The 13442-nt window shown below is 62.4% G+C and carries 10 protein-coding genes; 4 read left to right on the forward strand and 6 right to left on the reverse strand.

Going from position 1 to position 13442, the window contains the following annotated elements; genetic code table 11:
* Positions 1-10 precede the first annotated feature (10 nt).
* The 4 genes from J3R84_RS25380 to J3R84_RS25395 form a co-directional block, all read right to left on the reverse strand.
* Positions 11-1039 (reverse strand): glycosyltransferase family 2 protein, encoded by a 1029-nt coding sequence (locus J3R84_RS25380; protein ID WP_107027234.1) that lies wholly within the window; start codon positions 1037-1039, stop codon positions 11-13.
* A 1-nt stretch (position 1040) separates the two neighbouring features.
* Positions 1041-2144, reverse strand: a complete 1104-nt coding sequence (locus J3R84_RS25385; RefSeq protein ID WP_203528074.1) for a glycosyltransferase family 2 protein — start codon at positions 2142-2144, stop codon at positions 1041-1043.
* Between the two features lie 15 nt (positions 2145-2159).
* Positions 2160-3359 (reverse strand): acyltransferase family protein, encoded by a 1200-nt coding sequence (locus J3R84_RS25390; protein ID WP_107027233.1) that lies wholly within the window; start codon positions 3357-3359, stop codon positions 2160-2162.
* A 321-nt stretch (positions 3360-3680) separates the two neighbouring features.
* Entirely contained in the window at positions 3681-4493 is an 813-nt protein-coding gene (locus tag J3R84_RS25395) for a cupin domain-containing protein (RefSeq protein ID WP_057218053.1), read from the reverse strand.
* A gap of 230 nt (positions 4494-4723) precedes the next feature.
* Between J3R84_RS25395 and J3R84_RS25400 the strand changes: the two genes are divergently transcribed.
* The 3 genes from J3R84_RS25400 (at position 4724) to htpG (ending at position 9673) form a co-directional block, all read left to right on the forward strand.
* Positions 4724-5992 (forward strand): 4-aminobutyrate--2-oxoglutarate transaminase, encoded by a 1269-nt coding sequence (locus J3R84_RS25400; RefSeq protein WP_057211377.1) that lies wholly within the window; start codon positions 4724-4726, stop codon positions 5990-5992.
* Between the two features lie 137 nt (positions 5993-6129).
* Positions 6130-7605, forward strand: a complete 1476-nt coding sequence (locus J3R84_RS25405) for an NAD-dependent succinate-semialdehyde dehydrogenase (protein WP_107027232.1) — start codon at positions 6130-6132, stop codon at positions 7603-7605.
* Between the two features lie 178 nt (positions 7606-7783).
* Positions 7784-9673, forward strand: a complete 1890-nt coding sequence (gene htpG, locus J3R84_RS25410) for a molecular chaperone HtpG (RefSeq protein ID WP_057218057.1) — start codon at positions 7784-7786, stop codon at positions 9671-9673.
* 59 nt (positions 9674-9732) lie between these two features.
* On the opposite strand, the gene J3R84_RS25415 is transcribed toward htpG, so the two are convergent.
* Both J3R84_RS25415 and J3R84_RS25420 read right to left on the reverse strand, forming a co-directional pair.
* The gene (locus J3R84_RS25415; RefSeq protein ID WP_025428678.1) at positions 9733-10926 is read right to left on the reverse strand and encodes a CaiB/BaiF CoA transferase family protein; all 1194 of its coding nucleotides are present in this window, start codon (positions 10924-10926) and stop codon (positions 9733-9735) included.
* Positions 10927-10936: 10 nt separating this feature from the next.
* Positions 10937-12124: an acyl-CoA dehydrogenase gene (locus tag J3R84_RS25420; RefSeq protein WP_057218061.1), complete on the reverse strand. Its 1188-nt coding sequence runs from the start codon at positions 12122-12124 to the stop codon at positions 10937-10939.
* Between the two features lie 300 nt (positions 12125-12424).
* On the opposite strand from J3R84_RS25420, the gene J3R84_RS25425 reads away from it, so the two are divergent.
* On the forward strand, positions 12425-13381 hold the full coding sequence (locus J3R84_RS25425) for a LysR family transcriptional regulator (protein WP_113567429.1): 957 nt from the start codon (positions 12425-12427) through the stop codon (positions 13379-13381).
* Positions 13382-13442 lie beyond the last annotated feature (61 nt).

Genomic DNA, 13442 nt, shown 5'->3' on the forward strand with positions numbered 1-13442 from the left:
GCGACCGTCCTCAGCGGTGGAGTTGCTCTTCGGCCCGTTGCTCGGCCGGACCTGGCGATCGCTCCGCGACGAACAGGCCCACGAACTTGAGGGCACCGAGCAGGTTCATGAAAACGATCGGCCAGTGCGATAGGTGCAAGACGGGGTCGAACCGGGCGCCACCGAAGATTTCCCCGAACGCCGACCTGACGGTCCAACAGAAATGCCGCAGCAGCCACGGCGCGGTGCGCAGGTGCTTCAGGCAAAGCGCGCCATTGCCGAAGCTGTAGTTGCAATGAAGTGTCTCGATTGCCGCCCGTGCGCGACGGCCGTGATGATGGAAGACGACCATGTCGGGGACATATTCGACGGGGATACCAAGTCGATCGGCGCGCACGAGATAATCGGTGTCCTCTGCCGACAGCAACGGCGCGCCCGCGCCAAACCGTTCGTCGAAGGGGCCGACGCGCAATGCGACCTCACGATGCATTGTCATGTTGCAGCCCAGCACGAAGCCGCCTGGATGAACCTCATGCGTCAGCCGTTCGCGCACGTTCGACCGTTTGATGGTGAATGGCAAGTCGGCGGGGTTGCCGAGCTCGACACGGCCGCCGCGGATGACCCCGCCCCCGCCGCCTGCACAGTGGTGTTCCAGATCGCGCAGATAGCCGACGTCGACTTCGCAGTCATCATCAATGAAGATCAGGATCCTGCCGCGTGCATGTGCCATTGCGGTATTTCTTGCGACAGCCAGGCCCGGTCGGGTCTCGACGGCATGCGTGATCGCCATGGGTGACGCGGCCGCAATCCGGCTGATGCGATCGGGTGTGCCGTCCGTTGAGCCGTTATCCACCACAACAAGCTCGCATCGCACTGTTGCATGGGAGCGGCACGTCGCCTCGATCGATCGGATACAGGCATCGAGCGCCTCAACGCGGTTGCGCGTGCAGACGATGAAGCTTGCGAAGGTCTCTTCGCGCGCGGCCGACGTCGGCACCCACGGCGTCTCCGTCGCGTTCGCGCATCCCTTTGCCGCCCATGCCGGGCGTTCGACTGTCATATTAGACCGGGCCATGACGAGGAAGGACGTTCGCTGCCGGCACCGACTGCAGGTATCGCGACAGGGCATCCATGCGCCTCATCGCAGCCAGCGACATGCTGCTGCACCAGGGCGCATGAACGCCTGCGATGAGGCCGTATCGCTCCCGGCGCCGGATAAGCCCCCATTTGCCCGTCCGCGTTAGGAACTCATGGGTGAGCTGCGGCCGCCGCTCGTCGCTGACAAGCTGGTAGAGGAAATAGAAGAGGTTCAAGGCGCCTTCCTCATAGCCGGCGCGGCCTTGCTTCGGGTACCCGGAAATCCTGTCTTCGAGCGCCAGAATGCTGTTCGCAGCATTTCCGATCGTCTCGGCCGTGACGGCAAGGCCGATGTCATTGAGCGCCTGGGGATTGTCGCAAAGACGTTCGCGCTCGAGGTTTTCAGCAACAATCTTCAAGTGGGTACGGCGCATTTGGCGCTTGTGCTTGTTCGTCACGCTGTTGCCATGGATACGATAGGCGACCATGGCCTCGTCGATCATCATCGCCGGAAAACGGTCGGTGACACGCCGGAAGAGATCGAAATCCTCCGCATGCACATAAAGCGCGTCATATGTGAGCATATCCTCCGGAATGACATGCCTGTTGTAGACGACGGTCGAGTGCATGAAGATCGTGAAGAACATCGACAGCGCCTTCAGGTTCTCCGGCCGATAGATCGGATTGGGCGTGCCGCGGACGATACGATCGCCGATGAGCGTATCGATGCCGGTGCCGCACAGCGCGAGCTGTGGCTGTTGCATGAACAGCGACACCTGCCGCGACAGCCGTGACGGATAGGAAATGTCGTCGGCATCCATCCGTGCGATGAGATCGCCCTTTGCCAGAGCGAGACCTTCGTTCAAGCTCGCGATCAAACCGCGGTTCTCGCGGGAGATGATAGTGACGCGGTCATCGGCCTTTCGATAACGCCGCATGATTTCCAGTGAGCGATCACGCGAACCATCGTCGATGGCGATGATCTCCAGCCGCTGGTAGTCCTGCCTCAGAATGCTCTCAAGCGCCGCGGCGAGATAGGACTCGGCGTTGTAAACGGGCAGCAGGACGGAAACCAACGGAACGGTCATGAACAATCTCGAACACTATTGCAGATCTGAGGCTTGAAGCGCGTTTGCCCGGCCAGCGGCGTCCGCACGATAAGCCGGATGCGGCCGCTCGTCCCCTCGCCCCTGAAACCAGTCGACAGTGCTTCCAGCACTCGCGGATGGTGCACTTGGCCGACCGTTGGCACGAAGATAGGGAAAGTGCCGCTTCAAGCCGTTGAGCGGCCTCTCTAACGCCAGCCAGGAGAACGCCGCCACGACCAAAGTGGCGGCACCTGCGACGACCAAGCGCCCAACGCCCTGTTCCGAAACGTTGACCGGTATCCACCCCTGCGCCTTGACGACCAGCGCCAGCACGACCGGATGAAACAGGTAGACGCCATAGCTGACACGCCCAAGCGCCGTTAGCGGCGGGAGTTCCAGCAACCTGCCGAAATCGCCACGAAACCCGGCGGAAGCGGTGCCGACCAACATTACAAGCGGGACGAGAGGCAAAACTTCGAGACCGATCCAAACGATCCAATCAAGTGCCGGCCCCACCGGCATCGATCGACCCCAAAGCAGCACGAGGGATAATATGGAAAACGGCAGCCAACTGACTGTCATCCATCGCGGCCAGGCCGTGGCCGTCGATCGGTGAACAGCCAAGAGGGCACCAGCCGCCAGCGCATCCATCGATGCCGGAGGCAGCAGGTCTCGTGCAAGCGAGGGCTCACCCGTGAGCGGCCAATAAAATCGGTATGCCAGCGAACAGGCGATGACGCCGATGCAGAGCCGCCCGATCCAGTGGCGCGGCGTCAGCAGAATGAGGAGCGGCCAGACGATGTAGAATTGTTCTTCAATGCTCAGGCTCCAGGTGTGGCAGAGCACCCACGGCGTCCACGCATCCTTGAGCGCGTACCAGAAGTTCGAGAGATAAAGCGCGTGCCATGCCCAGCCTTCCCTGGCGCCTTCCAGGTTGACCAGCCACACGAAGCCAAGCATGCCGAAATAGGGTGGGAAGATCCGCAGGGCACGGCGGATATAGAACGACCTGAGGGTCGTCGCTGCTTCGAACTGAGCCGCGGAACGCGCGTCGAGGAGCAGCCGCGTTATCAGAAAGCCGCTGAGCACGAAGAACATCCGCACGCCGAGATGCCCCCAATGGGAATCATCGGCGGCAAAGAAATGCGCGTACAGCACCATCAAAACGGCAACGGCTCTCAATCCGTCCAGTTGCCGGTCGCGCATAGTCAGCATTCAACGTCCCCTCGGAGTTCCGACCGCTGCGGTCTACTTCCTGTGGAGCCAACTCCGTGGTCAGCTACGATTTTTGCCGCGAGGTTGCCATTTGCTTCGAAGAAGCGCGAAGGGTCCGGTCGGTCGCAAGACGCGTTGAGGGCGGCCCCCAAAACCTTAGGGCCGAATAGGGCCAAACTTTGACCGCTTGATTGGCAAGCGCGCGCATTTACCGGCGGCTGGCGGCTGACGCCACGCCTGCAAATTCGGTCGCCGCTGCAGAACCGCACCGCAAGCGCTTGTTTCGTTTCAGAAACGAGCGTCCTCCAGTCAGCCCGAGGGTTAGAACGTCGGCGGCGTGTTGATCCAGAGAAGAACCGTTTCGCCGTCATGCCGGTTGGTCCACGCATGGCGGCGTTTGCTTTCGAAGTAGAGCGAATCGCCGGCGCTCAGGTCGTAAAACTGATCGCTGTCGAGAATGAACTCGACACGCCCCGAAAGCACATAGACGAATTCCTCGCCTTCATGCCGATAGGCGCCTTCGCTCGAAGCACCCGGCTCCAGCACGAAGCGATGGCAATCCATCTGGTTGCGACCGTCGGCCAAAAGCTGCACGGTGACACCGGGCGTCGTCTTCGGCCAGGTGCGCCATTCTCCCGCACGGACAACGGCTCGACCATCGGTCTCCTCTTCGCCCGACAGGCTCGATACCGTCGACCCGAAATATTCGGCGATGTTGTGCAGAACAGCGACAGACACGCCCTGCGAGGTTCTCTCGAGCGTCGAGAGGACAGAAGCGGCAATGCCGACGTCGCCTGCGACCTGTTCGAGAGTCTGGCCGGCGGCATGCCGCAGACTGCGCAGCTTGCGACCGACCTGATTGTCGAGACCGCTTTCGCCCGGTGCGGGCGCGTCGTCGTCCCCGGCCGCTTCCGCTTCGAGCGCTTCCCTGATGGCCGCGGGATTGAGACCGCGCTCGACCCGGAACCAGGAAATGCGTTTCAGCCGGGCGAGATCGCCTTCGGTGTATTGCCGGTGGCCCGTCGGTGAGCGCTCGGGCACGACCAGTCCTTGGGTTTCCCACAATCGGAGCGTCGAGGCGGATACACCCGCCAGCCGTGCAGCCTCGGCAACCTTGTAGCGCACGCCGCCCATTTTCTGTTTCCCTGTTTCGATCGCGGGTGCCGGCGCGAATCTGCGCCGCGCCTGCGCGTTGGCGAACTTACCTGCCGGGCATGACCTTTTACAAGAATGCGTCATCAGCGCCGGTGTTCTCTCGATCACCAAATTTGATTTGCATTCCATTTTGAAAGATGTACCACTTCCCAGACAATCTTGCAGAAAAAATGCAATATATTGCCTCCGCCAGCAACAGGACACGCGCCATGACTAGCCTCACCGATCGTAAGAACGCTGCCATTTCCCGCGGCGTCGGCATGACCACGCAGATCTACGCCGACCGTGCGGAGAACGCCGAAATCTGGGACAAGGAAGGCAACCGCTACATCGACTTTGCCTCGGGCATTGCAGTCGTCAACACCGGCCACCGCCACCCGAAGGTGATCGCCGCCGTCAAGGCGCAGCTCGATCGCTTCACCCACACCTGCCATCAGGTCGTGCCCTACGAGACCTATGTGCATCTCGCCGAACGCCTCAATGCGCTTGCGCCCGGCGACTTCGCCAAGAAGACGATCTTCGTCACGACCGGCGCGGAAGCCGTTGAAAATGCAGTGAAGATCGCCCGCGCGGCGACTGGCCGCCAGGCCGTGATCGCGTTCGGCGGCGGCTTCCATGGCCGGACCTTCATGGGCATGGCGCTCACCGGCAAGGTGGTCCCGTACAAGGTCGGCTTCGGCGCCATGCCGGGCGACGTCTTCCACGCCCCCTTCCCGATCGAGCTGCACGGCGTCACCGTCGACCAGTCGCTGGCGGCGCTGAAGAAGCTCTTTGCCGCCGATGTCGATCCGGGTCGCGTGGCCGCAATCATCATCGAGCCGGTGCAGGGCGAAGGCGGTTTCTACCCGGCTCCGCCGACCTTCATGAAGGCGCTGCGCGAAATCTGCGACCAGCACGGCATCCTCTTGATTGCCGACGAAGTTCAGACCGGCTTTGCCCGGACGGGCAAGATGTTTGCCATGGACCATCATGAGGTCGCGCCCGACCTGATGACGATGGCAAAGAGCCTTGCCGGCGGCTTCCCGCTCGCTGCCGTCACCGGCCGTGCCGAGATCATGGACGCACCGGCGCCGGGCGGCCTTGGCGGCACCTATGGCGGCAACCCGCTCGGCATCGCCGCCGCGCATGCCGTACTCGACGTCATCGCGGAAGAGAACCTCTGCGAACGTGCCGAACTGCTCGGCGGTCGTCTGAAGCAGCGCCTCGCCGCAATCCGCGAACAGGCGCCCGAGATCGTCGACATCCGCGGCCCCGGCTTCATGAACGCCGTGGAATTCAACGATGTGAAGACCAATCTGCCGAGCGCCGACTTTGCCAACAAGGTGCGCCTGATTGCGCTCGACAAGGGTCTGATCCTGCTGACCTGCGGCGTGCACGGCAACGTCATCCGTTTCCTCGCGCCGATCACCATCCAGGACAACGTCTTTGCCGAGGCGCTCGACATCCTTGAGGCATCGATCCTCGAAGCACGCGGTTGACGCTTTGCCGGGCGACCGCTAACGCGGTTGTCCGGGCCGATGAAATGGCTCCGGGTGTCGGGAGGAACGACACCCGCAAGAACAAACAGGAAGCGGGTCGGTCGGCGTGCGACAGGCATCGCTGGAGGACGCCCATCATGACCCTGACGCCGGCTTTGACCAAACACTTGCGCGACGGCGAACTGTTTTCCGCCTTGGACCGCATAGCGCATTTCGCCGGGAGCTGGACGGGCGAGGCCTTCGACGTCTTCAATCCGTCTACCGGCGAGCTTCTGGCGTCGTTGCCGGATATGGGCATCGAACAGGCGAGTGCGGCGATCGACGCGGCAGCCGCCGCGCAAACCCTTTGGGCGGCAAAGCCCGCCAAGGATAGAAGTGCCGTGCTTCGACGTTGGCACGACCTGATCATCGCCCATGCCGACGATCTCGCCGCCATCCTGACCGCCGAAATGGGCAAGCCGGTCGGAGAATCGAAAGGCGAAGTGCTGCACGCGGCCGCCTATGTCGAATGGTATGCCGAGGAAGCCAAGCGCATCTACGGCGAGACCTTTCCGGCTCCGGCCAATGACCGCCGCATGCTGGTCATCAAGCAACCCGTTGGCGTCGTCGGCACGATTACCCCGTGGAACTTCCCGGCCTCGATGGTCGCCCGCAAGATCGCTCCAGCACTCGCCGCCGGCTGCGCCATTGTCCTGAAACCTGCCGAACAGACGCCGCTCGTTGCCGGAGCCCTGTTCGTCCTGGCCGAGAAGGCGGGTTTCCCGGCCGGCGTCGTCAATCTGCTCTACGCCTCGGAAGGTGCTGCGATCGGGCGGGAACTCTGCAGTAACCCCAAGGTTCGCAAGATCAGCTTTACCGGCTCGACAGAAGTCGGGCGCCTGCTGATGCGCCAGTGCTCCGACCAGATCAAGAAGGTCAGCCTGGAACTCGGCGGCAACGCGCCCTTCATCGTCTTCGACGATGCCGATATCGACGAGGCGGTCGATGGCGCCGTCCAGGCGAAGTTCCGCAATGCCGGCCAGACCTGTGTTTCGGCAAACCGCATCTATGTGCAATCGGCGGTGCATGACGCATTCGCCGAGAAATTCGTCGCACGCGTGGCCGAACTCTCGGTCGGGGACGGCTTTTGCGCCGGCGTCACGATCGGGCCGATGATCGACCGGCACGCGATCGAGAAGATCGAAGCCCATGTCGCCGATGCCGTGTCCAAGGGCGCCGAGGTGCGCAGCGGCGGTCATCGCATCGGCACGTCAGGAACCTTCTTCGAACCGACGGTGCTGACCGGCATTTCGACCGACATGCGCATCGCCCAGGAAGAGACATTCGGCCCGATTGCCCCGATCATCCGCTTCGAGACCGACGAACAGGTGATCGCCGAGGCAAATGATACGATCTATGGCCTCGCCGCCTACTTCTATGCCGAGAACCTCAAGCGCGTCTGGCATGTGGCCGAGGCACTCGAATACGGCATGGTCGGCATCAACACCGGCCGCATGTCTTCGGAGGCCGCCCCCTTCGGCGGCATCAAGCAATCCGGCATCGGCCGCGAGGGCTCCCGTCACGGGCTCGAAGACTATCTGGAGATGAAGTATCTCTGCATGGGCAACATCTGAGCGTTGCCTTCCACGTGAACTGCTTGAACCTCTCGCCTCGCCGCTGATCGCAATGTTTGTGGACTGCGGCGGGCGCAATGCCTGCCGGTACCCGGCCTGTCATAAACAGCACTTGAAATTGATCGGCGGGCTTGCCAATTGGGGCAGGAACCAAGGAACCATAGGAGTTGCCACCGCGATGAGCGAAGCTGAAATGTCCGTCGAGAAACATGTCTTTGAAGCCGATGTAGCCAGGCTGCTCCATCTCATGGTGCACTCGGTCTATTCCGACAAGAACGTCTTCCTCCGCGAACTGATTTCGAACGCCGCGGACGCCTGCGAGAAGTTGCGTTACGAGGCGATCGTCTCGCCGGAACTGCTGGCAGGCGATACGAACCCCAGCATCAAGCTGACGCTCGATGAGGAAAACAACCGCCTCATCGTCGAGGACAATGGCATCGGCATGAGCCGCGACGAACTCGTCGAGGCGCTCGGCACCATCGCCCGTTCAGGCACGCGCGCCTTCATGGAGCGCATCGAAGCCGCACAGGGCAAGGAAGGCGCGCAGCTCATCGGCCAGTTCGGCGTCGGCTTCTACTCCGCCTTCATGGTCGCCGACAATGTCGACGTCGTCTCGCGCCGCGCCGGTTCGGACCACGCCTGGCACTGGTCGTCGGACGGCAAGGGCAGCTACACGGTCGCAGCCGCCGATCGTGCTGACGCACCGGCACGCGGCACGCGCATCACCCTGCATCTTATGGAAGATGCCAAGACCTACACCTCGCGCTGGACGGTCGAGCGCATCGTCAAGGACCAGTCCGGCCACGTTCCGGTTCCGATCTCGATCGTCGAAAAGCCCGGTGCCGAACCGGTTTCCGTCGGCGACGGCACGGCGCTCTGGACCAAGCAGAAGAGCGAGATTTCCAAGGAAGACTACGCCGACTTCTATCGGGGCGTTTCGGGCCAGTACGACGATCCGGCATTGACGGTGCATTTCCGCGCCGAGGGCCGGCACGAATATACGGCACTTGCCTTCGTGCCCGGCTCCAAGCCCTTCGACCTCTTCGATCAGGACCGCAAGGGCCGGATGAAGCTCTACGTCAAGCGCGTCTTTATCACCGACGAGGCGGAATTGCTGCCGCGTTACCTGCGCTTCGTGCGGGGTCTGGTCGACACCTCGGACCTTCCGCTCAACGTCTCGCGCGAGATGATCCAGGAAAGCCCGCTGCTGTCGAGCATCCGCAAGGGATTGACCAACCGCGTGCTGACGGCGATCGAAAAGCTGGCGGAGAGCGATCGCGAGGCCTTCGACAAGATCTGGGAAAACTTCGGCAGCGTGCTCAAGGAAGGCATTTACGAGGACTTCGAACGCCGTGCCCAGCTGATCTCGCTTTCCCGCTTCCGCACGACCACCTCGGAAGACGGTCACCGCAGCCTTGCCGACTACGTCAAGGACATGAAGGACGGCCAGTCGGCGATCTACTACCTGACGGGCGACAACCTGGCCCAGCTCAAGGCATCGCCGCAACTTGAAGGCTTCCGTGCACGCGGCATCGAAGTGCTGTTGCTGACCGACCCGGTCGACAGCTTCTGGGTGACGTCGGCACCGGACTTCGAAGGCAAGCCGATGAAGTCGATCACGCAGGGCTCGGCCGATCTGGGCAGTGTCGCAAAGCCGGAAGGCAGTGCCGACAGCGCACCCGAGGCAAGCCAGGCGGTGGCGGATTTCGTCGCCTTCGCCAAGGAAACGCTTGGGGACGCCGTGTCGGAAGTTCGCACGTCCGATCGCCTGACGGAAAGCGCCGTATGCCTGGTCGCGCCCGAGAATGGCCCCGACCGCCAGCTCGAAAAGATGCTGCAGGGCGCCGGCCGCCTCGACGGAGCGGCAAAGCCGATCCTCGAGATCAATCCCGGCCATGCGCTGATTGCCGCAATCGCCGCCTGCCCGGCCGATGACAGCGCGTTTCGGACTGACGCCGTTCAGCTTCTGCTCGACCAGGCGCGCGTCCTCGATGGCGACAAGCCGCAGGATCCACGCGCATTCGCCGAGCGCCTGTCACGCGTCTTCAACCGGGCGCTCAAGGTTTAACGCACCGGTTCAAGCACCTGTAATTGCAGCGATGAAAGGGTGAGAGGGAGAAATCCCTCTCACCCTTTCGCTTTTTCGGGCGCCGCTTCCATGCCGATCTCCGCCAATACCTCCGCCGTATGCTCGCCGAGACGCGGAACACCGCGGTCGAGCACCAGCGAGGCATCGGAAAAACGGATCGGCGTACGGACGCCCGGCGAGGTCCCGCTGGCCGCACCGGAATGCGGTGTGTCGATCTGCATCTGCCGATGCACGACCTGCGGATCGGCAAAGACGTCGGCGACCGTGTTGATCGGACCGCCCGGCACGCCTGCCTCTTCCAGCAATGTCAAAAGCGCGTCCCGTTCGTACCTTGCCGTTTCGGCGCTAAGCGCCGGTGTCAGGCTCTCGCGATTCTGGACGCGGGAGGCATTGGTCAGATAGCGCTCGTCCGTTGCCAGATCGCCGCGGCCAAGCAGGTTGCAGAACTTGACGAACTGGCGGTCGTTGCCGACGGCGACGATCAGGTGCCCGTCCGCCGTCGGGAACACCTGATAGGGTGCGATGTTCGGGTGGGCGTTGCCAAGGCGGCGCGGCGCCTTTCCCGAGACGAGAAAATTGAGCGCCTGATTGGCGAGCACGCCGGTCATGCAATCAAGCAAGGCCATGTCGATCTGCTGGCCCTTACCGGTTCGCTCGCGCTGCGCCAATGCCGCCTGGACGGCGATGACGCCATAAAGCCCGGTGAAGATATCGGCAAAAGCGACGCCGATCTTCTGCGGTTCACGATCCGGCTCGCCGGTCAGATCCATGATCCCGCTCATGCCCTGGACGATATAGTCGTAGCCGGCGCGATGCGCATAGGGACCATCCTGACCGAAGCCCGTGACCGAGCAATAGATCAGGCGTGGATTGACCTTCTTCAGGCTCGCGTAGTCGAGACCATATTTCTCGAGGCCGCCGACCTTGAAGTTTTCCAGCAGGACATCGGATTGTGCCACCAGCCGCCGCACCGCCTCCTGCCCTTCCTCGGTCGTGAAATCGAGCACGACCGAGCGCTTGCCGCGATTGCAGGCGTGGAAATAGGCCGCGTCGAGCTTCTCCCCCTCCTCGCCGGCGACAAATGGGGGCCCCCAGGTGCGGGTGTCGTCACCCGCCGGGCTCTCCACCTTGATGACGTCGGCGCCGAGATCGGCGAGCGTCTGGCCGATCCAGGGACCGGCGAGAATGCGGGCCAGCTCAAGAACGCGAATACCCTTCAGTGGCGCTTCCATGATCGGCCGCTCAGAAAAAGGCCTGGAGGCCGGTCTGGGCGCGGCCGAGGATCAGCGCATGAACGTCGTGCGTGCCCTCATAGGTGTTGACTGTCTCGAGGTTCACCATGTGGCGCATCACCTGATATTCCTCGGAGATGCCGTTTCCACCATGCATGTCGCGGGCCATGCGGGCGATATCGAGCGCCTTGCCGCAATTGTTGCGCTTGACGATCGAAATCATTTCCGGCGCCATCCGGCCCTCATCCATCAGGCGGCCAACGCGCAGCGAACCCTGAAGTCCGAGCGAGATCTCCGTCTGCATGTCTGCGAGCTTCTTCTGGAAGAGCTGCGTCTGCGCGAGCGGGCGGTTGAACTGCTTGCGGTCGAGACCGTATTGACGAGCGGCGTGCCAGCAGAACTCGGCCGCGCCAAGCGCACCCCAGGAAATGCCGTAGCGGGCGCGGTTGAGGCAGCCGAACGGGCCCTTGAGCCCCTCGACGTTCGGCAGCAGCGCATCTTCGCCGACCTCGACATTGTCCATGACGATTTCGCCGGTGATCGAGGCGCGCAGCGACAGCTTGCCGGCAATCTTCGGCGCCGAGAGGCCCTTCATGCCCTTGTCGAGCACGAAGCCACGAATGGCATTGCCATGGGCTTCGGACTTTGCCCAGACGACAAAGACATCGGCGAGCGGCGCATTGGAGATCCACATCTTCGAACCGACGAGACGGTAGCCGTTCTCCGTCTTTATGGCGCGGGTCTTCATGCCGCCGGGGTCGGAACCGGCGTCAGGCTCCGTCAGGCCGAAGCAGCCGATCCATTCGCCGCTGATCAGCTTCGGTAGATACTTCTGCTTCTGCTCCTCCGAGCCGTAGGCGTAGATCGGGTAGATGACCAGCGAGGATTGCACGCTCATCATCGATCGGTAGCCCGAATCGACGCGCTCGACTTCGCGGGCGACAAGGCCATAGGCGACATAGGAAGCGCCGACACCGCCGTAGGTCTCCGATACGGTCGCGCCGAGCAGACCGAGTTCGCCCATTTCCCGGAAGATTTCCGGATCAGTCGATTCTTCGCGATAGGCAGCGATGACCCGCGGCTGCAGGCGATCCTGTGCATAGGCTCGCGCCGTGTCGCGGATCATGCGCTCGTCCTCGGTCAACTGATCTTCGAGGAGGAACGCGTCGTCCCATTGAAATTGCGTCTTGCCGGCCATGTTTCTCTCCCATCGGATTTTTCCACTTGCGGTTATGGCAAGCAGAACCAAGGCTTTCAAACGAAATTGAGGCACCGCCTCATGCGTCTGCGGAATGGCCTCGCTGAGCGCCACACAATCGGCTGTGAAGTGCCGCAGGACTCCTTGCGCGCTACACATTGGGCGCGCCACCGGTCGCCAGGTGCCGTTCATGTTGCAAATCCGTCGAAATATAGCGACAAGGGTCGGGTTCACTTGGCGGCGCTCGTCGTTACCGCGCCGCGCCAGTGCCACGCTAAAGGTCCATGCTCGTACCCGCCAATGGCCAACGACCGCTTAGAACGCTTTGCTCACAATCTCGACTGGAACTTGCTGCGCACATTCGTCGTCGTGGTGGAGGAAGGCAGCATCACCGCTGCGGCCAACAGGCTCCTGCTGCAGCAGCCGGCCGTCAGCATGGCGCTCAAGCGGCTCGAACAGACCGTTGGGCAAAAGCTCATCGACCGCCGCCCGGGCCGCTTCGACCTGACCGATGCCGGCGCCCGATTGCACGCGCAGTGCCGCGACATCTTCGCGGCCGTCATCCGGCTTCCCAACGTCCTTGAAACGGTGGGCGAGGAAATCACCGGCCACCTCAACATTCATGTCGTCAGCCATGCCCACAACCCGGCCTGGGACCGGAAGCTCGAGAGCTTCTTTATCCAGCATCCGAAGGTAACGATTTCGGTGACGGTCGCCACGACTGTGGACGTTCTGAGCGCAGTCGAACGCAACATCGCGACGATGGGTCTTTGCGACGGCAACATCCCCGCCTGGCTGAACAAGAGCTTCCACGTGCGTGAGCGCTATGCGCTTTACTGCGGCCGCGAGCATCCCCTGTTCGGTGTCGAGGGTGTTGATTTCAACGATCTTCGCGGCAATGCCTATATCGCCTTCATCGCCGATGTGCTCGGCGGACAGCATATGAACTCCGTGACGGCAGTGCGCGCCATTGGCTCGTTTGGCCAGCAGGTTCGGGCCGTCTCCTGCAATGTCGAGGAAGTGATGCGGCTGATCGCCTCCAACGTCGGCATCGGCATGCTGCCGGATCATCTGGCAGCGCCCGCCGTCGCCGGCGGACGACTTTGGCAACTGCCGCCCTACCACAACCTGCCAACGACGGATGTGTTTCGCATCTCCAACCCGAACTCGATTCTCAATCCGGCCGAGGCCGCCTTCCTTGCGCATGTGGCCGATACCGCGCCGCTTGATCACTGCCTTGATCATCAGCAGAATTGATAGCGACATTTCCCGTTATAAATTTGAACGCGTAACACGCGCTGCCTATGGTCCCACCAAA

The organism is Ensifer canadensis (genome assembly GCF_017488845.2).
GTDB classification, from domain to species: Bacteria; Pseudomonadota; Alphaproteobacteria; order Rhizobiales; family Rhizobiaceae; genus Ensifer; species Ensifer canadensis.

Excerpts from the sequence above, each read along its gene's own strand:
- J3R84_RS25415 (WP_025428678.1), bottom strand. The coding sequence starts at position 10,926 with ATGGAAGCGCCACTGAAGGGTATTCGCGTTCTTGAGCTGGCCCGCATT.
- htpG (WP_057218057.1), top strand. The coding sequence starts at position 7,784 with ATGAGCGAAGCTGAAATGTCCGTCGAGAAACATGTCTTTGAAGCCGAT.
- J3R84_RS25425 (WP_113567429.1), top strand. The coding sequence starts at position 12,425 with ATGGCCAACGACCGCTTAGAACGCTTTGCTCACAATCTCGACTGGAAC.
- J3R84_RS25380 (WP_107027234.1), bottom strand. The coding sequence starts at position 1,039 with ATGACAGTCGAACGCCCGGCATGGGCGGCAAAGGGATGCGCGAACGCG.
- J3R84_RS25390 (WP_107027233.1), bottom strand. The coding sequence starts at position 3,359 with ATGCTGACTATGCGCGACCGGCAACTGGACGGATTGAGAGCCGTTGCC.
- J3R84_RS25385 (WP_203528074.1), bottom strand. The coding sequence starts at position 2,144 with ATGACCGTTCCGTTGGTTTCCGTCCTGCTGCCCGTTTACAACGCCGAG.
- J3R84_RS25420 (WP_057218061.1), bottom strand. The coding sequence starts at position 12,124 with ATGGCCGGCAAGACGCAATTTCAATGGGACGACGCGTTCCTCCTCGAA.
- J3R84_RS25400 (WP_057211377.1), top strand. The coding sequence starts at position 4,724 with ATGACTAGCCTCACCGATCGTAAGAACGCTGCCATTTCCCGCGGCGTC.
- J3R84_RS25395 (WP_057218053.1), bottom strand. The coding sequence starts at position 4,493 with ATGGGCGGCGTGCGCTACAAGGTTGCCGAGGCTGCACGGCTGGCGGGT.
- J3R84_RS25405 (WP_107027232.1), top strand. The coding sequence starts at position 6,130 with ATGACCCTGACGCCGGCTTTGACCAAACACTTGCGCGACGGCGAACTG.